The organism is Microbacterium sp. NPDC055665 (genome assembly GCF_053618035.1).
The window spans coordinates 173,840-194,624 of the sequence record NZ_JBSHGY010000004.1 but is presented as its reverse complement, the minus strand read 5'-3'; the positions used below and the strand labels follow the sequence as shown (position 1 = coordinate 194,624).

General features: G+C 66.6%; 22 protein-coding genes. 11 read left to right on the top strand and 11 right to left on the bottom strand.

All coding sequences use genetic code 11. The features are described from left to right. The 3 genes from hisD to ACWGO6_RS12605 are packed head-to-tail and all read left to right on the top strand — an operon-like array spanning position 1 to position 2,834. The gene (gene hisD, locus ACWGO6_RS12615; RefSeq protein ID WP_452326866.1) at positions 1 to 1,305 is read left to right on the top strand and encodes a histidinol dehydrogenase; all 1,305 of its coding nucleotides are present in this window, start codon (positions 1 to 3) and stop codon (positions 1,303 to 1,305) included. 10 nt (positions 1,306 to 1,315) lie between these two features. Further along, positions 1,316 to 1,786, top strand: coding sequence for a transcriptional regulator NrdR (gene nrdR / locus ACWGO6_RS12610; RefSeq protein ID WP_136042164.1), 471 nt, complete (start codon positions 1,316 to 1,318; stop codon positions 1,784 to 1,786). Positions 1,787 to 1,796: 10 nt separating this feature from the next. Next, the gene (locus ACWGO6_RS12605) at positions 1,797 to 2,834 is read left to right on the top strand and encodes a quinone-dependent dihydroorotate dehydrogenase (RefSeq protein WP_452326865.1); all 1,038 of its coding nucleotides are present in this window, start codon (positions 1,797 to 1,799) and stop codon (positions 2,832 to 2,834) included. On the opposite strand, the gene ACWGO6_RS12600 is transcribed toward ACWGO6_RS12605, so the two are convergent. Next, positions 2,809 to 3,381, bottom strand: a complete 573-nt coding sequence (locus tag ACWGO6_RS12600; protein WP_136042162.1) for a DUF3043 domain-containing protein — start codon at positions 3,379 to 3,381, stop codon at positions 2,809 to 2,811. The two genes, ACWGO6_RS12605 and ACWGO6_RS12600, sit on opposite strands and share 26 nt — an antisense overlap. A gap of 45 nt (positions 3,382 to 3,426) precedes the next feature. Between ACWGO6_RS12600 and ACWGO6_RS12595 the strand changes: the two genes are divergently transcribed. The 5 genes from ACWGO6_RS12595 to ctaF all read left to right on the top strand — a co-directional run bounded on the left by ACWGO6_RS12595 (position 3,427) and on the right by ctaF (position 8,480). Beyond that, positions 3,427 to 4,830: a M20/M25/M40 family metallo-hydrolase gene (locus ACWGO6_RS12595; RefSeq protein ID WP_452326864.1), complete on the top strand. Its 1,404-nt coding sequence runs from the start codon at positions 3,427 to 3,429 to the stop codon at positions 4,828 to 4,830. A 69-nt stretch (positions 4,831 to 4,899) separates the two neighbouring features. Next, positions 4,900 to 5,262: an iron-sulfur cluster insertion protein ErpA gene (gene erpA, locus ACWGO6_RS12590; RefSeq protein WP_017830247.1), complete on the top strand. Its 363-nt coding sequence runs from the start codon at positions 4,900 to 4,902 to the stop codon at positions 5,260 to 5,262. A 140-nt stretch (positions 5,263 to 5,402) separates the two neighbouring features. Further along, positions 5,403 to 6,305: an aa3-type cytochrome oxidase subunit II gene (gene ctaC, locus ACWGO6_RS12585; RefSeq protein ID WP_136042160.1), complete on the top strand. Its 903-nt coding sequence runs from the start codon at positions 5,403 to 5,405 to the stop codon at positions 6,303 to 6,305. A gap of 3 nt (positions 6,306 to 6,308) precedes the next feature. Then, complete coding sequence (ctaD, locus tag ACWGO6_RS12580) at positions 6,309 to 8,042, top strand: aa3-type cytochrome oxidase subunit I (RefSeq protein ID WP_205820323.1); 1,734 nt, start codon at positions 6,309 to 6,311, stop codon at positions 8,040 to 8,042. A gap of 3 nt (positions 8,043 to 8,045) precedes the next feature. Continuing rightward, positions 8,046 to 8,480 carry an aa3-type cytochrome oxidase subunit IV gene (gene ctaF, locus ACWGO6_RS12575; RefSeq protein ID WP_029261586.1) on the top strand — a complete coding sequence of 145 codons (435 nt, stop codon included), beginning with the start codon at positions 8,046 to 8,048 and terminating at the stop codon, positions 8,478 to 8,480. Between the two features lie 68 nt (positions 8,481 to 8,548). Here the strand turns inward: ctaF and ACWGO6_RS12570 are convergent, their stop codons facing one another. The 7 genes from ACWGO6_RS12570 to ctaE all read right to left on the bottom strand — a co-directional run bounded on the left by ACWGO6_RS12570 (position 8,549) and on the right by ctaE (position 14,455). Further along, entirely contained in the window at positions 8,549 to 8,968 is a 420-nt protein-coding gene (locus ACWGO6_RS12570) for a rhodanese-like domain-containing protein (RefSeq protein ID WP_136042159.1), read from the bottom strand. An 82-nt stretch (positions 8,969 to 9,050) separates the two neighbouring features. Then, a complete protein-coding gene (locus ACWGO6_RS12565; RefSeq protein ID WP_452326863.1) occupies positions 9,051 to 9,566 on the bottom strand; it encodes a GNAT family N-acetyltransferase in 516 nt (171 codons plus the stop codon). Between the two features lie 2 nt (positions 9,567 to 9,568). Further along, positions 9,569 to 9,976, bottom strand: coding sequence for a RidA family protein (locus tag ACWGO6_RS12560; RefSeq protein ID WP_452326862.1), 408 nt, complete (start codon positions 9,974 to 9,976; stop codon positions 9,569 to 9,571). A gap of 80 nt (positions 9,977 to 10,056) precedes the next feature. After that, on the bottom strand, positions 10,057 to 11,871 hold the full coding sequence (gene qcrB / locus ACWGO6_RS12555; protein WP_452326861.1) for a cytochrome bc1 complex cytochrome b subunit: 1,815 nt from the start codon (positions 11,869 to 11,871) through the stop codon (positions 10,057 to 10,059). Further along, on the bottom strand, positions 11,868 to 12,944 hold the full coding sequence (qcrA, locus tag ACWGO6_RS12550; protein ID WP_452326860.1) for a cytochrome bc1 complex Rieske iron-sulfur subunit: 1,077 nt from the start codon (positions 12,942 to 12,944) through the stop codon (positions 11,868 to 11,870). The genes qcrB and qcrA overlap by 4 nt, the downstream gene beginning before the upstream one ends. Positions 12,945 to 12,980: 36 nt before the next feature. Continuing rightward, entirely contained in the window at positions 12,981 to 13,781 is an 801-nt protein-coding gene (gene qcrC, locus ACWGO6_RS12545) for a cytochrome bc1 complex diheme cytochrome c subunit (RefSeq protein WP_136042154.1), read from the bottom strand. 20 nt (positions 13,782 to 13,801) lie between these two features. Beyond that, positions 13,802 to 14,455 carry an aa3-type cytochrome oxidase subunit III gene (gene ctaE / locus ACWGO6_RS12540; protein ID WP_029261593.1) on the bottom strand — a complete coding sequence of 218 codons (654 nt, stop codon included), beginning with the start codon at positions 14,453 to 14,455 and terminating at the stop codon, positions 13,802 to 13,804. A 203-nt stretch (positions 14,456 to 14,658) separates the two neighbouring features. Between ctaE and trpD the strand changes: the two genes are divergently transcribed. Continuing rightward, complete coding sequence (gene trpD / locus ACWGO6_RS12535) at positions 14,659 to 15,729, top strand: anthranilate phosphoribosyltransferase (protein ID WP_452326859.1); 1,071 nt, start codon at positions 14,659 to 14,661, stop codon at positions 15,727 to 15,729. Between the two features lie 2 nt (positions 15,730 to 15,731). Then, positions 15,732 to 16,718, top strand: coding sequence for a PHP domain-containing protein (locus ACWGO6_RS12530; RefSeq protein WP_452326858.1), 987 nt, complete (start codon positions 15,732 to 15,734; stop codon positions 16,716 to 16,718). 19 nt (positions 16,719 to 16,737) lie between these two features. Here ACWGO6_RS12530 and ACWGO6_RS12525 read toward each other — a convergent pair whose 3' ends face one another. From ACWGO6_RS12525 to ACWGO6_RS12515, 3 genes are all read right to left on the bottom strand, one after another. Next, positions 16,738 to 17,682 carry a 5'-3' exonuclease gene (locus ACWGO6_RS12525; protein ID WP_452326857.1) on the bottom strand — a complete coding sequence of 315 codons (945 nt, stop codon included), beginning with the start codon at positions 17,680 to 17,682 and terminating at the stop codon, positions 16,738 to 16,740. Positions 17,683 to 17,713: 31 nt separating this feature from the next. Beyond that, complete coding sequence (locus ACWGO6_RS12520; RefSeq protein WP_452326856.1) at positions 17,714 to 18,214, bottom strand: PKD domain-containing protein; 501 nt, start codon at positions 18,212 to 18,214, stop codon at positions 17,714 to 17,716. A 257-nt stretch (positions 18,215 to 18,471) separates the two neighbouring features. Beyond that, positions 18,472 to 19,023 carry a hypothetical protein gene (locus ACWGO6_RS12515; protein WP_452326855.1) on the bottom strand — a complete coding sequence of 184 codons (552 nt, stop codon included), beginning with the start codon at positions 19,021 to 19,023 and terminating at the stop codon, positions 18,472 to 18,474. Positions 19,024 to 19,262: 239 nt separating this feature from the next. Here ACWGO6_RS12515 and rpsA point away from each other — a divergent pair, with 239 nt between their 5' ends. Next, positions 19,263 to 20,720 carry a 30S ribosomal protein S1 gene (gene rpsA, locus ACWGO6_RS12510; protein ID WP_105710170.1) on the top strand — a complete coding sequence of 486 codons (1,458 nt, stop codon included), beginning with the start codon at positions 19,263 to 19,265 and terminating at the stop codon, positions 20,718 to 20,720. Positions 20,721 to 20,785: the final 65 nt, after the last annotated feature.

Below are 20,785 nucleotides of genomic sequence, written 5' to 3'. Positions count from 1 at the left end.
ATGCGCACGATCGACCTGCGGGGGCGCGAGCTCTCGCCCGCTGACATGCTCGCGGCCGTACCCCGCGCCGCACAGGCGCGTGCGGAGGCGCTCGACACCGCCGCACGCATCGTCGAGGACGTGCGCGTCCGTGGTGAAGCGGCGCTCCGGGAGCAGGCCGAGCAGTTCGACCGGGTGACCGGTCACGAGGTGCGCGTTCCTGCGGAGCACATCGCCGAGGCCCTCGCATCCCTCGAACCAGCCGTCCGTGCCGCGCTCGAAGAGGCGATCGTCCGCGTGCGCCGCGGATCCGAAGCCCAGGTGCCGACGGCTCGGACCACCGAGATCGGCCCCGGGGCCCGCATTCTGCAGCGGTGGCAGCCCGTGCACCGCGTGGGCGTTTACATCCCCGGCGGCAAGGCGGTCTACCCGTCGAGCGTGATCATGAACGTGGTTCCCGCACAGGTGGCAGGTGTCGAGCAGATCGCGCTGGCTTCGCCACCGCAGGCCGATCAGGGAGGGCGAATCCACCCGACGATTCTGGCGGCCGCCGCCCTGCTGGGAGTCACCGAGGTCTATGCCATGGGGGGAGCCGGCGCAATCGGCGCGTTCGCGCATGGTGTTCCCTCGCTGCGCCTCGACCCGGTCGATGTGGTGTCGGGTCCCGGCAACAACTATGTCGCGTCTGCGAAGCGCGCCGTAGCCGGCGTCGTCGGCACGGATTCCGAGGCTGGCGCGACAGAGATCCTCGTCGTCGCCGATGCCGAGGCCGACCCGCGACTCATCGCTGCGGACCTCGTCAGCCAGGCGGAGCACGATGAGCAGGCTTCCGCCGTCCTGGTGACGGATGCGGTCGAGCTCGCTGATCAGGTCGCCGTCGAGGTCGCGCGTATGGCGTCGGTCACACGCCACAGCGAGCGTGTCGCCGCGTCTCTGGGCGGTCCGCAATCCGCGATCGTCCTCGTCGACGACCGTGCCATGGCGACGGCTTTCAGTAACGCCTATGCTCCCGAGCACCTCGAATTGCATCTCGTCGACGCCGAGGATGCGGCTGCGGCGTTCACCAGCGCCGGTGCGGTGTTCGTGGGCGACCAGACTCCCGTCAGCCTCGGCGACTACATGGCGGGGAGCAACCATGTGCTCCCGACCGGCGGTCAGGCGCGCTACGCGCCGGGTCTCGGGTCGTACACGTTCCTGCGCCCGCAGCAGGTGATCTCCTACGACCGTGCCGCGCTGGCCGAGGTTCGCGCCGGTGTCGTCGCCCTCGCCGAGACCGAGGTGCTCCCCGCGCACGGTGAGGCGATCGAGGCGCGTTTCAGCGCGTAGGATCGGTCAGATGCACTGCCCCTTCTGTCGTCACCCCGACTCCCGCGTCATCGACTCGCGCACCAGCGACGACGGGCTCTCGATCAGACGGCGCCGTCAGTGCCCCGAGTGCGGGGGCAGGTTCACGACCACCGAGACGGCGAGCCTCAACGTCATCAAGCGCTCCGGCGTCATGGAGCCGTTCAGCCGCGAGAAGGTCATCTCCGGCGTGCGCAAAGCGTGTCAGGGGCGGCCCGTGACCGAGGCCGACCTCGCCATCCTCGCGCAACGGGTGGAGGAGGCCGTCCGCCAGACCGGTGTCTCGCAGCTCGACGCGAACGAGATCGGTCTCGCTATCCTGGGTCCGCTGCGTGAGCTCGACGAGGTCGCGTTCCTGCGCTTCGCCAGTGTCTACCAGGCATTCGACTCCCTCGAGGACTTCGAGGCAGCGATCACCGACCTGCGCGCCGACCACACGAAGCAGGAGCCCGCGGACCGGTAATCTGGCAGGGATGTATCCGCTGCTCTTTCGCGCTGTCCTCTCGCGCTTCGACCCTGAGTTCGCCCATCACGCCGGAATGGCGGTGATCCGCGTTCTGGGCGTGCCCCCCTTCTCCTGGGCGACGCGCGCGATGACGCGCCCGGACCCCTCGCTGCGCGTCGAGGCGCTGGGTCTGACCTTCCCCTCGCCGTTCGGCATCGCGGCCGGGTTCGACAAGAACGCGGTCGGGGTGCGTGGTTTGGCTGCGCTCGGCTTCGGGCACGTGGAGGTCGGGACGATCACGGCGGTTCCGCAGGACGGCAACCCGAAGCCGCGGCTGTTCCGGCTCATCGCCGATCGCGCGGTCATCAATCGGATGGGCTTCAACAACGCCGGCGCGGATGCGGCAGCACGCCGTCTCGCCCGCCTGCGTCGTGGTGCCCCGGACACGGTCGTCGGTGTCAACATCGGCAAGAGCCGGGTGGTGGACGTGGAGCACGCGACCGCCGACTACGTGGCCTCCGCAACCCGCCTCGCCCCGCTCGCCGACTACCTCGCGGTGAATGTGTCGTCTCCCAACACGCCGGGGCTGCGCGGGCTGCAGGCGGTGGAGACTCTCGCCCCACTCCTGCGCGCGGTCAAGCAGGCCGCCGGCGCCACCCCGCTGCTCGTCAAGATCGCCCCCGACCTGCCGGATGAGGAGATCGCGGCGATCGCGCAGCTGGCGGTCGCCGAAGGTCTCGCGGGCATCATCGCGAACAACACGACGATCAGTCGAGACGGCCTGCTCGCGGACGCGGCGAAAGTGGAGGCTGCCGGTGCCGGCGGTCTGTCGGGTGCGCCGCTGAAGCAGCGCTCGCTCGCAGTGCTGCGCGTCGTGCGCGCTGCGGTGCCCGCCGACTTCTGCGTGATCGCGGTCGGCGGTGTCGAGACGCCTGCCGATGTGCAGGAGCGTCTGGAAGCGGGCGCCACTCTCGTGCAGGGTTACACGGCGTTCCTGTACCGCGGTCCGTTCTGGGGCCGCGAGATCAACAGGGGACTGGTCAGTCGGGGTACTGCCCGCGCTTGACCTGCGGCTTCGGCAGGCGCATGAATCGCATCTGCAGGGCCCGCATCGCTGCGTACCAGCCGAGGCCGCGCTCGAGGCGCTCCTTGCCGAATTTCGCCGCGGCCTTGCGCTTGACCCGCATGCTCAGCAGGATCATGCCGCCGATCGCGATCACCAGGTAGCCCATCATCACCGCGTACGCATAGAACGAGATCATCATGTTCGTGGGCAGCAGCGAGGCGAGGATGACCAGCACCATCACGCCCATCACGAACTCGGCCGGGTGCCAGCCCGCGTCGACGTAGTCGCGCACCCAACGACGCTGGGGGCCCTTGTCGCGGACGGGGAGGTACTTCTCCTCGCCGGCGGCCATACCGGCCTGCGCTTTGGCTCGGCGCTCGTTGAGCTCGGCCTTGGCAGCTGCCTTGGCTTCCTTGGTGTTGGCGACCAGGGGGCGGCGACGAGCGGCCTCCTGCTCCGCACGGGTCGGCGTCGCGCGTCCCTTTCCGACGGCTGGCGTCTCGGAGGCGTCGTCGTTCGTCGAAGGGGAGACAGGGGTAGTGGCCACGGAGTTCCTCGGTTCGCTGCGGGGGATCACCTTAAGATTACTCGCATGACCTCTCCTGTTCCTCCCCGTGAGCCCGATGCCGCTGTCCTCGAGGCCGTGGCGACCGGCATCCCCTCCGCGTTGTCGGACCTCGGCCACCTCGTGCGCATTCCCGGGATGGCCTGGCCCGCGTTCGACCAGACCCAGCTGGAGCGCAGCGCGGAAGCCGTGGCAGCGCTGGCCTCGGACACCGGAGTCTTCGACGACGTTCGAGTGCTGCGCGCTGCGATCCCCGGCACCGATGAGCAGGGACAGCCGGCTGTCCTCGCCACGCGCGCGGCCCGCAACGGCAAGCCGACGATCCTGCTCTACGCACACCACGATGTGCAGCCTCCGGGCGATGACGCACTCTGGGAGACCCCGCCGTTCGAGCCGACGGTGCGGGACGGGCGCCTCTACGGGCGCGGTGCCGCAGATGACAAGGCGGGGATCATGGCGCACATCGCCTCGATCCGAGCGGTGCACGAGGTGCTCGGCGATGACCTCGACCTCGGCATCGCGATGTTCATCGAGGGGGAGGAGGAGTACGGGTCCCGTTCGTTCGCCCAGTTCCTCTCCGACAACAAGGATGCACTTCGTGCCGACGCCATCGTGGTCGCCGACTCCGGCAACTGGGATTCCGTCACCCCTGGGCTCACCGTTTCTCTCCGCGGCAACGCCCGCTTCACGCTGCGCGTGCGCACCTTGGACCACGCGTCGCACTCGGGCATGTTCGGGGGTGCGGTGCCCGACGCGATGATGACGACGGTGAAGCTGCTGTCGACGCTGTGGGACGCCGACGGTTCCGTGGCCGTCGCCGGAATGACCGAGCGCGACGCCCCCACCCCCGACTACACCGAGGCGACGCTCCGCGACGAGGCGGGGCTCCTGCCCGGCACGACTCCGATCGGCGACGGCACGATCCTCAGCCGGATCTGGAACAAGCCCGCGGTGACCGTGATCGGGATCGATGCGACGAGCGTGGGTGCGGCATCCAACACGCTGCTTCCCGAGGTCACGGTGGTGATCAGTGCGCGCGTCGCGCCAGGGCAGACGGGACAGGACGCGTACGACGCCCTCGAGAGCCACCTGCGGGCACACGCCCCGTTCGGCGCGGAGCTGGCGTTCTCGGATGTCGACCTGGGCGATGGCTTCCTCGTGGACACCAGCGGATGGGCGGTGCAGCTGACGCGCGATGCGATGCGCGACGGCTACGGTGTCCCGCCCGTCGATCTGGGTGTCGGTGGTTCGATCCCGTTCATCGCCGACCTGGTGCGGGAGTTCCCGTCCGCGCAGATCCTCGTCACCGGCGTCGAAGACCCGCATTCTCGCGCGCACAGCCCGAACGAGTCGCTGCACCTCGACACCTTCCGCCACGCGGTTGCGACAGAGGCGCTGCTGCTCACCCGTATGAATGCGGCGGAACTCTGAGCCTCACAGGATCTGCGGCGTAGAATCATCCGAGAAGCCGTGCACCTGCGGCCCGTCACAAGGAGCGACATGAGCGACACCACACTCTCCCCAGAGACCACCCGCGCACACGGCGTCACCCTGACCGACGCTGCCGCCACGAAGGTGAAGAACCTCCTCGAGCAGGAAGGCCGCGACGATCTCCGTCTGCGCGTCGCCGTGCAGCCCGGCGGATGCTCGGGCCTGATCTACCAGCTGTACTTCGACGAGCGGTACCTCGAGGGCGACGAGACCGTCGACTTCGACGGTGTCGAGGTGATCATCGACAACATGAGCGTCCCGTACCTCGACGGTGCGGCGATCGACTTCAAGGACACGATCTCCGAGCAGGGGTTCACCATCGACAACCCCAACGCAGCGGGCAGCTGCGCGTGCGGCGACAGCTTCCACTGATCTTCCGTCTGCCGGATCGGCCGCCGTCACCACTGGTGACGGCGGCCGTTCCGCTTTCGGAACCTGCGTGGTTGGCATGAATCAGGTGTGAGCTTGCCCTAGACTTGGGTGTGCTCTGTTCGCGATCTGAAAGGTGCATCGTGCCCTCGAAACGCAGCCTTCGTTGGGCCGCACTCCCTGTGGGAGTCGTGGCAGCCGTGGCCCTGGCGGGATGCTCTCCCACCGAGCTGAACGGCTTTCTTCCGGGCTTCGTGGAGGGTGGCCCCGCAGCCACCAATCAGACCGAGCGTGTCTCGTCGCTCTGGGTGAACTCCTGGATCGTGCTTCTCGCCGTCGGCATCATCACCTGGGGCCTGATGGCGTGGGCAGCGATCGCGTACCGCCGCCGCAAGGGCCAGACCGGCCTCCCGGTGCAGATGCGCTACAACATGCCGATCGAGATCTTCTACACGATCGTGCCGCTCATCCTCGTGCTGGGCATGTTCTTCTTCACTGCTCGGGATCAGACCGAGATCGAGGCCAAGTGGGACGACCCCGACGTCGAGATCACCGCGATCGCCAAGCAGTGGGCGTGGGACTTCCAGTACGACGGCGAAGAGGAAGACAACTCCGACGCCGTGTGGACCATGGGCATCCAGGCCCAGCCCGATGCGGAAGGCAACATCGACCAGTCGCAGCTGCCGACCCTGGTGCTGCCGGTCGACAAGAAGGTCACGATCGACCTGCAGTCGCGCGACGTCATCCACTCCTTCTGGATCATCGACTTCCTCTACAAGAAGGACATGTTCATCGGGAAGGACAACTCCTGGTCGTTCATCCCCACCCGTGAGGGCGAGTACGCCGGCAAATGCGCCGAGCTGTGCGGTGAGTATCACTCGATGATGCTCTTCAACGTGAAGGTCGTCTCTCAGGACGACTACGACGCGTACCTCGAGTCGCTCGAGGAGAAGGGCAACACGGGCGACATCACCGACGCGTACGACCGTCTCGCGAACTTCCCGGGAACGACCGCGAAGACCGACACCGAGGAAGGAGGGGAGTAAGTCATGTCGACCACAGAAGCTCCCCGTACCGACGAGACCCCCAGGTCGCGTCCCACCACTCTGCCCGCCCGCCAGGCCGCTCTGATGAGCTCCTCGCGCGTGGAGCAGAAGGGCAACATCGTCGTCAAGTGGATCACCTCCACCGACCACAAGACCATCGGGTACATGTACCTGATCGCATCCGTGCTGTTCTTCCTCCTCGGTGGTGTGATGGCCCTCGTCATCCGCGCCGAGCTCTTCGCGCCGGGCATGCAGATCGTCCCGACGAAGGAGCAGTACAACCAGCTGTTCACGATGCACGGCACGATCATGCTGCTCATGTTCGCGACGCCGTTGTTCGCGGGTTTCGCCAACGCGATCCTGCCGCTGCAGATCGGTGCTCCCGACGTGGCCTTCCCGCGTCTGAACGCCTTCGCGTTCTGGCTTTTCCTCTTCGGCTCGACCATCGCGGTCGCCGGGTTCCTCACCCCGCAGGGAGCGGCCTCCTTCGGTTGGTTCGCGTATCAGCCACTGGCGGGCGCGTCGTTCTCGCCGGGTGCAGGTGGAAACCTCTGGATGGTCGGACTGGGCATCTCCGGTTTCGGAACCATCCTCGGTGCCGTCAACTTCATCACCACGATCATCACGATGCGTGCTCCTGGTATGACCATGTGGCGCATGCCGATCTTCTCGTGGAACACGCTCATCACGAGCCTGCTCATCCTGATGGCGTTCCCCGTGCTGGCAGCAGCCATCTTCGCCGCTGCCGCCGACCGCATCCTCGGCGCGCACATCTATGACCCGGCCAACGGCGGAGTCCTGCTGTGGCAGCACCTCTTCTGGTTCTTCGGGCACCCCGAGGTCTACATCATCGCGCTGCCGTTCTTCGGCATCGTCTCCGAGATCTTCCCGGTCTTCAGCCGTAAGCCGATCTTCGGATACAAGACCCTGGTCTATGCCACGATCGCCATCGCGGCCCTCTCCGTCGCCGTGTGGGCACACCACATGTACGTGACCGGCTCGGTGCTGCTGCCGTTCTTCGCGCTGATGACGATGCTGATCGCCGTGCCGACGGGTGTGAAGATCTTCAACTGGATCGGCACGCTCTGGCGAGGGTCCGTGACCTTCGAGACTCCGATGGTGTTCGCCCTCGGCTTCCTGGTGTCCTTCGTCTTCGGTGGTCTGACCGGTGTCATCCTCGCGGCCCCGCCGCTGGACTTCGCGCTCTCCGACTCGTACTTCGTCGTCGCTCACTTCCACTACGTGGTGTTCGGTACCGTCGTGTTCGCCATGTTCGCCGGCTTCTACTTCTGGTGGCCGAAGTGGACCGGTCGCATGCTGAACGAGCGTCTCGGCTACGTGCACTTCTGGATGCTGTTCATCGGATTCCACATGACGTTCCTCATCCAGCACTGGCTGGGTGTCGACGGCATGGTCCGTCGTTACGCGGACTACTCGGCGGCCGACGGCTGGACCTGGCAGAACCAGGTCTCCACGATCGGAGCGATCATCCTCGGCGCCTCGATGCTGCCGTTCTTCCTGAACGTCTGGATCACGGCCCGCAAGGCTCCGAAGGTCACGGTCAACGACCCGTGGGGCTACGGCGCATCGCTCGAGTGGGCGACGTCGTGCCCGCCGCCGCGTCACAACTTCACGTCGATCCCGCGCATCCGCAGCGAGCGTCCTGCGTTCGATCTGAATCACCCGGAGGCTGCCGAGTTCGCGACCACGGCACCCGGCGAGCGAGAGGCCCACTAAGTCATGCGCGACAACGTCATTCTCTGGTGGGTGCTGACGGCGTTCTTCGCCCTTGTCGGTGTCGTCTACACCGGCTGGCACATCCTGGTCACTCCGTCCGACAACTTCGCGATGCGTATCGAGTGGGTCGGAACTGTCGCCCTGTTCTTCGCAGCCTTCATGGCGGCGATGGTCGCGTTCTACCTCGACCGCACGCACAAGGCGCAGAACGGTGAGCTGCCGGAAGACATCCTCACGGCCGACATCGATGACGGCGACCCCGAGCTCGGCGAGTTCAGCCCGTGGTCCTGGTGGCCCATCGTTCTCGCGGCTTCGGCGGGTGTCTTCGTCGTCGGCCTGGCCGTCGGTCACTTCCTGCTCCCGATCGGACTCGCGATCTTCGTCGTCGCGATCGTCGGCTGGGTGTACGAGTACTACCGCGGCAACTTCGCACGCTGAGACAGCCGCATTGAAGAAGGCCCCCGGATTCGTCCGGGGGCCTTCTTCGTGTCATGAGGGGGCCGCGTTCAGGCGCGAGTACGGACGCGTGCGATACCGGTCAGCGGATCCACGGGGCGGTGATGGACGCCATCGGCGTCCTGCACCGGGTAGCCCTCGCGCACCCAGTACTCGAAGCCTCCGATCATCTCGCGGACCCGATAGCCGAGTCGGGCGAACTCGAGGGCGCCCTTCGCTCCGGCATTGCAGCCCGGGCTCCAGCAGTAAACGACGACGTCCGCTCCTTCCGGCACCTCGGACCGGGCGCGAGACGCGATCTCGCTGTAGTGCATGTGCACGGCGCCGGCCACCCGGCCCTGCGTCCACGCCTCTTCGGAGCGGACATCCACGACGATGACGTCCTCGCCGGCCTTGAGCGCGGCGTGGACATCGCTGGGATCCGTCTCGTAGGCGAGCTTGGCGGCATAGAAGTCGGTGCGATCGATCATGATCTCAGCCTAGGACGAGGCCATCCGCTGATCCGAGCAGATTCCTGTCGCGCAGAGAGCGAATACCGTCAGCGTCGTCCCCTCAGAGAGTCGCCGACATCTGCACGCGAGGGCCGTATCTGAAGAGCCCGAGAGCGGTCTCCGTGTCGATGAGGGAGCGGAGCAGGGGAGAGTCCGGCTCGGTGACGGAGAATCCGGCGGAGGCGTAGAAGGGCGCGTTCCACGGGACGTCGCGGTAGGTGCGCAGTGTGATCTTCCGGTGCCCCCGGCGACGAGCCTCCGAGAGGGCGGCCTGCACGAGTCGACGGCCGATTCCGCGACGCCCGAAGGAGGGGAGAACCGAGAGCTGCTCGAGATGAGCGTGTCCGTCGATCTCCAGGACGTGAACGAAACCGACGGGCTCGGGAGATGGAGCGCCGACATCGTCGGGCTCGGCGACGAGGACGAATCCGGGCATCGACGCCCGGTCCTGTGCGCTGGTCGGCGGAGGCCAGTCGGCAGCGGCGAAAAGATCGACCAGCAAGGCGTCTGCGGCGATTTCGATCTGTTCGATGGTCGGGTCATCCGTCCGCTGTGCAGGACGTACGCGGATCTCCACGTTCACTCTCCAGCGACGGCGGCGATGGCTTCGATCTCGACGAGCTGGTCGTCGTAACCGAGGACGGTGACACCCAAGAGGGTGCTGGGGACGTCGTGGGCGCCGAAAGCGGCGTGGATCACATCCCAAGCCGTGACGAGGTCGGCCTGCGCGGAGGAGGCCACCAGCACCCGCGTGCTGATCACATCGGTGAGCGAGGCACCGGCGACGTGGAGTGCGCTCTTCAGAGTTTCGATGCACCGGGCTGCCTGCGCGGCGTAGTCGCCGGGCGCTGCGGTGGTGCCGTCATCGTTGAGCGGACAAGCACCGGCGAGGAAGATGAGTCGCGCCCCGACGGGAGCGGTCGCTGCATAGGCGTATGGCGCGTCGGCGAGGGTGGTGGAACGGATCAGCTGGACGACGGAAGACATGATTCGATCCTCTCATTCACGGATCAACGATGAAGGCCTCGTCCTGGTGGACGAGGCCTTCATCAGTGGGGGAGTGGCGGCTACTCGCCGTCCTCCGAGTCCTTCTTGCGAGGCTTCTTCACCGGCTCCGTGGAGATCACGGTGCTGGGTGTGTTCGCCGTCTCGTCGACGTGGGTCTCACCGACCGTGAGGGGGGCGTCAGGGAAGCCGGCGCGCTCATGAGCGCCCTGGATCTCCGCAGCCTCGGTCTCGTCGTTCTGAGCCGTCACGTGGTGCTGGTGTGCGTCGGCTGCCTCGACCTCGGCCTGCGTGAGCGGGGCGAGACGGTCTTCGAAGAACCAGCGCGAGATCGAGGAACGGAGGTTCTCCGTCCACGGGATGCGACCCTTGGCGTTGGGGCGAACCACGAGGGGCTCGTAGGAGTCGACATCGATGAGCTTCCAGCGGTCGTACTTGTCGACCGGCTGGTGGACCTCGATGAACTCGCCACCGGGAAGGCGCACGATGCGGCCGGACTCGAAGCCGTGCAGCACGATCTCGCGGTCCTTCTTCTGAAGCGCGATGCAGATGCGCTTCGTGACGAAGTATCCGAGGATCGGGCCCAGGAAGAGCAGCGCCTGCAGCGTGTGGATCACGCCTTCCATCGTGAGCATGAAGTGCGTCGCGATGAGGTCGGACGATGCCGCAGCCCAGAGGACGGCGTAGAAAACGACGCCGGCGACGCCGATGGCCGTGCGCGTCGCCGCGTTGCGGGGACGCTGTGCGATGTGGTGCTCGCGCTTGTCGCCGGTGACCCACGCTTCGATGAACGGGTAGATCGCGACGACCACGATGAACAGGCCGAGCACCAGCACGGGCGCGATGATTCCGAAGGACCACGTGCGGTCGAGGAACACGATGTCCCAGTTCGACGGTGCCAGACGGAGTGCGCCGTCGGCGAAGCCGATGTACCAGTCCGGCTGGGTGCCGGCGGAGACCGGGGACGGGTCGTACGGACCGTAGTTCCAGATCGGGTTGATCTGGAAGAAGGTCGCGATCATCACGATCACGCCGAACACGATGAACAGGTAGCCGCCCATCTTCGACATGTAGACCGGCATCATCGGGTAGCCCACGACGTTGTCGTTCGAGCGGCCGGGGCCGGCGAACTGCGTGTGCTTGTTGATGACCATGAGCATCAGGTGCACGACGATGAGGGCGATCACGATCATCGGCAGCAGCAGGATGTGCAGTGTGTAGAGACGCCCCACGATGTCGGTGCCGGGGAACTCGCCGCCGAAGAGGAGGAACGAGGTCCACGTGCCGATGAGGGGGAGACCCTTGATCATTCCGTCGATGATGCGGAGGCCGTTACCCGAGAGCAGGTCGTCGGGGAGCGAGTAGCCGGTGAAGCCCTCTGCCATCGCGAGGATGAACAGGATGAAGCCGATCACCCAGTTGAGCTCACGCGGCTTGCGGAACGCACCGGTGAAGAACACGCGAAGCATGTGCACGCCGATGCCGGCGATGAACACGAGCGCTGCCCAGTGGTGGATCTGGCGGACCAGGAGGCCACCGCGCAGGTCGAACGAGATGTGCAGCGACGACTCGAGCGCCGCGGACATCTCGATGCCTCGCATCGGGGCGTAGGCGCCGGTGTAGTGGGTCTCGACCATCGATGCCTGGAAGAAGAACGTCAGGAAGGTTCCGGAGAGGAACACGACGACGAAGCTCCACAGCGCGATCTCGCCGAGCATGAACGACCAGTGGTCGGGGAAGATCTTGCGTCCGAGCTCCTTGACGAAGCCCGAGAGGCTGGTGCGCTCATCGATGTAGTTCGACGCGGCACCGACGAAGCGACCGCCGAGGGGTGCTTTGGTGTCCTTGTCGTCTTTGGACAGCGTTGCGGTGCTCAATGGCGCTCCCAGAAGCTCGGGCCGACGGGTTCCTTGAAGTCGCTGCGTGCGACCAGGTAGCCCTCGTCATCGACGGTGATGGGCAGCTGCGGCAGCGGACGAGCCGCCGGGCCGAAGATGACCTTTGCGTGGTCCGTGACGTCGAACTGCGACTGGTGGCACGGGCACAGGAGGTGGTGGGTCTGCTGCTCGTACAGAGCCACAGGGCATCCGACGTGCGTGCAGACCTTGGAGTAGGCGACGATTCCGTCGTAGGACCAGTCCTTGCGGTCCTCGGCCTCGATCAGCTGGTCGGGGCGCAGACGCATCATCAGCACGATGGCCTTGGCCTTCTCCTCGAGGTAGCCGTCGTGGTGGCTCAGCGTGGCGAGCTCCTCCGGGATCACGTGGAACGCGGATCCGAGGGTCACGTCCGCTGCGCGGATCGGGGTGCCGTCCGGGTCGCGGACGAGGCGTGCGCCCTTCTCCCACATCGTGTGCTTGAGCAGCACGACCGGGTCGCCCGCAGTGGGGTCATCCGGGGTCGAGTGCGGTGCCAAGCCACGGAAGAGCGTGACACCGGGGATGATCGAGGCGACCAGGGCGGCGAACAGCGAGTTGCGGATCACGGTGCGGCGTCCGAAGCCGGACTCCTCGTTCGCGTCGGCGAAGGCCTGGACGGCCGCCTCTCGGGTCGCATCCTTGCCCCGGGTGGGGTGGCGGTGCTCGACGAACTCCTTGTCGGACATGAGCGCCTTGGACCAGTGGATCGCACCGATGCCGAGGGCCAGCAGCGCGAGAGCGATGCCGAGGCCGATGAAGAGGTTGTTCTGCCGGATGTCGATGAGCGCGCCGCTCTCGATCGGGAACAGCATGTAGGCGGCGACCGCCCAGATGCTGCCGGCGAGCGAGAGGTAGAACAGCGTGTAGACAGTGCGGACAGCGGCCTTCTCAGCGCGCGGGTCCTTGTCGGTCATCCGCTCGCGGTGCGGCGGAAGCCCGGGGTTCTGCACGGGATCGCTGACTGCGACACCCAGCCCCGGAGAGGGCTGGTAGGCCCTGTCAAGAGCCTGCGAGTCGTCGTCGTGTGCCATGGTGCTCCTCGTACGTTCCTCTTCGATGAATAAGCGTCAGTTGGACTTCGCCGTGATCCACACGGTGATGGCGACGAGCGCGCCGATTCCGAAGATCCACACGAACAGGCCCTCGGAGACCGGTCCGAGCGAACCGAGCGAGAATCCGCCGATCTGCACGGACTGCTGCTGGAAGAGCAGCGCCGAGATGATGTCGCGCTTGTCCTCGTCGGACAGGTTCATGTCGCCGAAGACCGGCATGTTCTGCGGGCCGGTGACCATGGCCGCGTACATGTGCAGCGCGCTGGTCTCCTGGAGTCCAGGAGCGTACTTGCCCTCGGTGAGTGCTCCACCGGCGGCGGCCACGTTGTGGCACATCGCGCAGTTGACGCGGAACAGCTCAGCGCCGTTCGCGACGTCGCCCTCTCCGTCCAGGATGTGGTCGGCAGGGAACGTCGGGCCAGGAGCCTCGGACTGCACGAAGGACGAGATCGCGAGGATCTGGTCCTCGGTGAACTGCGGCGTCTTCTGCGGAGCCTGCGGTCCCTGCATCTGCAGGGGCATGCGACCGGTGGACAGCTGGAACTCGGTGGCCAGCTCACCCACGCCGTACAGGCTGGGGCCGTTGGCGGTGCCCTGCAGGTCGAGGCCGTGGCAGGTGGCGCAGTTCGCCTGGAACAGCTTCTCGCCGTCTTCGACGGTCAGCTGCGTCGACGCGGTCTGCGTGTCGGATGCGGCGAACGCAGCCGATGCACCGGCGTACACGGCGCCGGTGATCATGAGGCCTGCGCCGATGAGCGCGGCCGCCGCCAAAGGGCTGCGACGACCGCTGGAACGGCGCTTCTTCTCTCGTGCCATCTCGGGGATCAGCTCCGCTCTTATTTCAGGAAGTAGATAACGAGGAACAGCACGATCCAGACGACGTCGACGAAGTGCCAGTAGTAGGACACCACGATCGAGGAGGTCGCCTCCTTGTGCCGGAAGTTCTTGACGGCGTATGCGCGTCCGATGACGAGCAGGAACGCGACGAGGCCGCCCGTGACGTGGAGGGCGTGGAAGCCGGTCGTCAGGTAGAAGGCGGAGGCATACGAGTCGGCGTTGATCGGCATGCCTTCAGCGACCAGCTGTGCGTACTCCCACACCTGGCCGGAGACGAAGATCGCGCCGAGGGCGAAGGTGAGGAAGAACCACTCGACCATTCCCCAGCCGAAGAGGCGACGGCGTCCGGCGCCGTTCTTCTGCCCCTTGCCGATCTTGTAGGGCTGCAGGTCTTCTGCCGCGAACACACCCATCTGGCACGTGAACGAGGAGAGGACCAGGATCGCAGTGTTCACTGCGGCGAACGGGACGTTCAGCAGCTCGGTCCGGTCTGCCCACAGCTCCGGGGAGGTGCTGCGGAGGGTGAAGTAGATCGCGAAGAGTCCCGCGAAGAACATCACCTCACTGCCGAGCCACACAATGGTGCCGACAGCTACCGGGTTGGGCCGCTTAATCGTTCTCGCCGCCGGGGCATACGTCGCTGAGGTCGTCACCCCTCCATTATGGCCGATCCTCGGGCGTGATTCTTGCACCCGCGGCCTTCGAATCGCCCTCCGATGACTTAGGGGACCCTAAGAAAACACTGCGAATACCCGGTGAATCCGCGGGAAACAGGGGGTGGGGGCGAATTGCGCATGCGTGCGGAAGCATCTGCATGTTTTCTCCGCGTTTTCTCCGCGCCGATAGGATCGCACACATGCCTGATTCGCTGACCTGGTCCGACGTGCTCACCTCCCTGCTGGAGCGCCGCGATCTCAGTGTCTGGGAGTCCACGTGGGCGATGCGTCAGATTATGCAGGGCGGGGTCAGCGAGGCCCAGCTCGCCGGTTTCCTCGTCGCTCTCCGCGCGAAGGGCGAGACGATCGACGAGATCGTCGGTTTCCGCGATGCGATCCTCGAAGCCGCGGTGCCGCTGCCGGTGTCACCGAACGTGCTCGACATCGTCGGAACGGGTGGGGATCGCGTCGGCACCGTCAACGTGTCGACGACCGCGGCGATCATCATCGGCGCCACGGGAATGCCGGTCGTGAAGCACGGCAACCGTGCGGCCAGCTCCGCCTCCGGGTCTTCCGACGTGCTCGGAGCGCTCGGTCTGGAGCTATCGCTCGACCCCGCGGACGTGGCATCCATCCTCGACCGCACCGGTATCACCTTCGCGTGGGCCGGGGCGTTCCATCCCGGATTCAAGCACGCCGGCGCCGTCCGGGCCGAGCTCGGGGTGCCGACCGTCTTCAACATGCTCGGTCCGCTGTGCAACCCGGCTCGCGCCGAAGCCAATGCCGTCGGGGTGGCGCAGATCGAACGCGTCCCCTTGATCACGGGTGTGTTCCGCACCCGTGGCGCGACAGCGCTCGTCTTCCGCGGCGACGACGGCCTCGACGAGCTGACGACGACCGGACACAGCCGTATCTGGGAGGTCACGCGGGGAGATATCCACGAACACGACCTCGACCCGCGCGACCTCGACATCCCGATCGCCGACCTCGCCGACCTGATCGGCGGCTCGCCGCAGCACAATGCCGAGGTGCTGCGGCGCACGCTCGCGGGGGAGACCGGCGCGGTGCGCGACATCGTGCTCCTCAACGCCGCTGCCGGCATCGTGGCCTTCGAGCTCTCGCAGGACGCGACACAGGTGCAGCGGCCCATCCTCGAGCGGTTGCGCGCGGGGTACGACAAGGCTGCTGCGGCCGTCGACGACGGTCGTGCCCTGGCGAAGCTCGATCAGTGGATCGGCGTCAGTCGCGAACTGGCGGCAGCCCAGGAGTGACCGTGGACCCCGTCGACGCGCTGCTCGAGATCGCCTCCCTTCTGGAGCGCGAGCGCGCGTCGCGGTATCGCGCGAAGGCTTTCCGCCAGGCCGCCGCGACATTGCAGGACCTGCCGGACGATGTGCAGACCGATCCCACGCGGCTTCGTGCAGCCAAGGGGATCGGCGAATCCACGTTCGCCGTCATCCGCCAGGCGCAGTCGGGGCAGGTGCCCGACTATCTGGTCGAGTTGCGCGGCGACGTCGAGCCGGAGCGCGTCTCGGCGTTGCGTGCCAAGCTGCGAGGCGACCTGCACGCGCACACCGATTGGTCCGACGGCACCACTCCGATCCCGGTCATGGCCGCGGCCGCGCGGGCGCTCGGGCACGAATACCAGGCGATCACGGACCACTCTCCGCGACTGCGGGTGGCACGCGGTCTGTCTGCCGAACGTCTTCGGGAGCAGATGCCCCTGGTGCGAGCTGAATCGGGCGAGGGTTTCACCCTGCTCGCAGGCATCGAGGTGGACATCCTGGAGGACGGCACGCTCGATCAGGAAGACGACCTGCTCGCGGAACTCGACATCGTCGTGGCTTCCGTGCATTCCAAGCTGCGCATGGACGCACGGCCGATGACGGCGCGCATGATCGCGGCCGTCTCGCATCCGCGGGTGAACGTGCTCGGGCACTGCACGGGGCGGCTCGTGCAGGGCGACCGGGGAACGCGTCCGCCGTCGGCGTTCGACGCCGCCGCCGTGTTCGCCGCGTGCGCAGAGAACGGTGTGGCGGTGGAGATCAACTCGCGTCCGGAGCGGCAGGACCCTCCGGACGAGCTGATCGCCATCGCGCTCGACGCGGGGTGCCTGTTCTCGATCGATTCGGATGCGCACGCGCCGGGACAGCTGTCGTTGCTCGATCACGGCGCAGAGCGCGCCGAACGGGCGGGGATACCCCCGTCGCGGATCGTGACGACCTGGGGCCTCTCGCGGTTGCTCGCCTGGGCGGGGTGAGTCGGCGCCGCTACTTCGATCAGTCGGCTCGCAGGGCGGCTTTCGATACGGCCGCGACCGCGCGCGTCATCGAACCGCCGAGGTTCCATTTCTCGGCGAGGGCGGTTGCGGCGTCTACTTCGGCGGGGTCGAGAACCCGCAGCGGGACGTCGGGTGCGCTGATCGGCAGCGAGGTCGCCACGGCGACCACGGTCGGTGCGACCTCGAGGTAGTCCGAAGCCGCCAGGATCTTCGCCCGGACGCCCGCGCTCATCCCCTCGCCGGCCTCCGCCGCGGCGCGGATGCCGGTGAGGTCGCTGTGGGTCTGAAGGAGCGTCGCCGCCGTCTTCTCTCCCACGCCCGCGACGCCGGGCAGGCCGTCGGAGGCGTCGCCGCGCATCGTGGCGAAGTCCGCGTACTGCGAAGGAAGTACCCCGTACTTGGCGACCACGGTCGCATCGGTGACGACCTCGAGGTTGCTCATGCCGCGAGCGGTGTAGATGACGCGGACGTCGCGGGCGTCGTCGACCAGCTGGAACAGGTCCCGGTCGCCCGTGACGATGTCGACCGGCATCGTCGCATCGGTCGCGAGTGTGCCGATCACGTCGTCGGCCTCGTGCTCGGCGACGCCGATGATGGGGATGCCGATGGCGGCGAGCGTCTCGCGGATCAGCGGGATCTGCGCCTCGAGCGGGTCGGGTACCTCCTCGACGTCGGGCCCACTGGCCACGACTTCGACGACGCGATGAGTCTTGTAGCTGGGGATGAGGTCGACACGCCACTGCGGGCGCCAATCGTCGTCCCAGCAGGCGATCACGTGCGTCGGCTCATACAGGGTGACGAGTTTGGCGATGATGTCGAGCAGACCGCGGGCGGCGTTGATCGGCGATCCGTCCGGCGCCGTCACCTTGTCGGGGACACCGTAGAAGGCACGGAAATAGAGGCTGGCGGTGTCGAGCAGCATGAGGCGGTCGGGGCGGGTCATGGACTCAGCGTAGAGCGCGGTCGGTCCGCGGTCAGCAACCGGGCGCGCCGGGTTGCTCGGCGCAGGTGCGAGCGACGAGAGCGGTCTCCGCCTCGTAGACACGGATCTGCCGCGCGGGGCCGTCGATGGACAGTTCGCCGTCGATCGGGAACCATCCACCGCCGATGTCGACCTCGGCGGTGTAGTGGACGGTGACGTGCGCCGAGTAGGTGCCGCGCTCGCGATACGAATGGCTCGTCGGGGTCGGCGTGAACTGCGCCTGACCGAGCGCAGCCCAGGACCGCCCGCCGGTGTTCGTCGTCGTCGTCCCGCCGTCGCCGTACGTGAAGCTGAATCGGACCGGGGTGAACCGCACGCTGGTCGGTCTGTCGAACAGCGTCCCTGCGCGGGTGTGCACGGATGCCGCCGCCACGAAGTTCGCGGGCATGCCCGCGATGCCGACATTGCCCGGCTCCCCGACGGTGGTGGCGGGAGCAGGGGCGAACTGCGCCACGTCGGTGATGGTGAGGGGGCGACCTTCGTCGTTCGTCACCCGCTCAGCGGTGATGTTGCAGGAAGCCTGGCGTACGGGATCGGTCGTGCAGGGCGTCGGCTCGTCAGTCGGGCCAACCCGAGGTTGGGCAGGCGCAAGGTCCTCCTCCGGTACCTGGCCGGCTCGTGTCTCGGTAATGGTCAGCCGGTCTCCTTGATTCGTCGCGCATCCGGTCGTCATCGAAATCGCGGCATTGCACCCGCCGCTCGCCGGAACATGCGTGAGCGCTGACGGAATGAGAAGCACAGCGATGAGCGTCAGCGTGCGCACGTGAAGGCCTCGGCTGCCTCAAGCTTCGAGATCGTGATCGACGTCGTGTCGTGGCGCGTCGCGAACGTCACATCCAGCGGCTGACGAGAAGGGCGATCCTCGGAAACGACTGATGCGCCCGAAGCGTCGAGGACTTCGATGTCGCTGACATCGCTGCACACGTTCGCATGCACCTTTCCGCTGTTTAGGTCTGCGGATACGGGTCTGAAGGAGTCAAAACGAGTGGTCCCACTCGACCGAAAATGATCCGCGTGAAACTGGCTAAAAGCTTTCCGTGTCGATTCCGCCGCGGAACCGGATAGTTGCGCGTAGACGTCTTCGAATGTGTCCGTGTCAGCGAAGTCGACCTGGTTCAGGGCATCGGTGTACGCCCGATAGGTCGCCTCGGCGGCGGCGAAGGCGTCTTCTTCCGAGGCGAAGGCGGGCGTCGGCGTGGGAGACGGAGAGGGGTCCGGCGTGCAGCCGACGAGCAGGAGGAGAGCGCTCGTGACGGCAGCAGCGCGCGCGAAGGAGCGGAAGGAAGGCATCGGGGAGATCACCCGGTCACGCTAACTCGGGGGACGGGATGCCCGTTCGAGTTATCCACAGCTCCGGCAGGCCCGAATCCGACTTCCTGCCGCATCCGAAGTTCTGATAGCCTTAACCGTCACTCGTGGCGTGCACGCGCATGCCCTCGTGGCGAGAAAACCAAAATCCAACCGCTGAGAAGCATGCAGTCGGCCGTGCGCGGCCGTTGAGTCTCAGCCCGAGTCTCCATTCAACAAGGACAACCCACTACATGACTACCGCAACGACCGCCCCGGCCACCAAGCAGGTCGCCATCAACGACATCGGATCTGCTGAGGACTTCCTGGCCGCGGTCGAGAAGACCCTGAAGTTCTTCAACGACGGCGACATCATCGAAGGCACGATCGTCAAGATCGACCGCGATGAGGTCCTCCTCGATGTCGGCTACAAGACCGAGGGTGTCATCCCCTCGCGTGAGCTCTCGATCAAGCACGACGTCGACCCCAACGAGGTCGTCGCTGTCGGCGACCTGGTCGAGGCCCTCGTTCTCCAGAAGGAGGACAAGGAAGGCCGTCTGATCCTCTCCAAGAAGCGCGCACAGTACGAGCGTGCCTGGGGAGACGTCGAGAAGATCAAGGAGAACGACGGCGTCGTCACCGGTACGGTCATCGAGGTCGTCAAGGGTGGACTCATCGTCGACATCGGCCTCCGTGGCTTCCTGCCGGCGTCGCTCATCGAGCTGCGTCGCGTCCGCGACCTCACGCCGTACCTCGGCCAGGAGATCGAGGCCAAGATCCTCGAGCTCGACAAGAACCGCAACAACGTCGTCCTCAGCCGCCGTGCGCTGCTCGAGCAGACGCAGTCGGAGTCGCGCACCACGTTCCTGAACAACCTGCACAAGGGTCAGGTCCGCAAGGGTGTCGTGTCGTCGATCGTCAACTTCGGTGCGTTCGTCGACCTGGGCGGCGTGGACGGCCTCGTGCACGTCTCCGAGCTGTCCTGGAAGCACATCGAGCACGCCTCCGAGGTCGTCGAGGTCGGCCAGGAGGTCACCGTCGAGATCCTCGAGGTCGACCTCGACCGCGAGCGTGTCTCCCTGTCGCTGAAGGCGACGCAGGAGGACCCGTGGCAGGTCTTCGCCCGCACCCACGCGATCGGTCAGGTCACGCCGGGTAAGGTCACCAAGCTCGTTCCGTTCGGTGCGTTCGTCCGCGTCGCAGACGGCATCGAGGGCCTCGTCCACATCTCCGAGCTCTCCAGCAAGCACGTCGAGCTGGCCGAGCAGGTCGTGTCGGTCGGCGAAGAGGTCTTCGTCAAGGTCATCGACATCGACCTCGAGCGTCGTCGCATCTCGCTGTCGCTGAAGCAGGCCAACGAGTCGGTCGACCCCAACGGCACCGAGTTCGACCCGGCCCTGTACGGCATGCTCGCCGAGTACGACGAGAACGGCGAGTACAAGTACCCGGAGGGCTTCGACGCCGAGACCGGTGCGTGGAAGGAAGGCTTCGACGCCCAGCGCGAGGCATGGGAGCAGGAGTACGCTGCGGCCCAGGCTCGCTGGGAGGCGCACAAGGCTCAGGTCGTCAAGGCGGCCGAGGCCGAGGCAGCAGCCGGCGAAGACTTCGGCGGCGGCCAGTCCTTCACCAGCGAGGTTGCCGGCGCCGGCACCCTCGCGGACGACGAGGCTCTCGCGGCTCTGCGCGAGAAGCTCTCGGGCGGCAACGCTTAAGCAGCACTCTGAAACGGGTCGCCACCTCGCCTTCGGGCGGGAGTGGCGGCCCGTTTCGCGTTTCC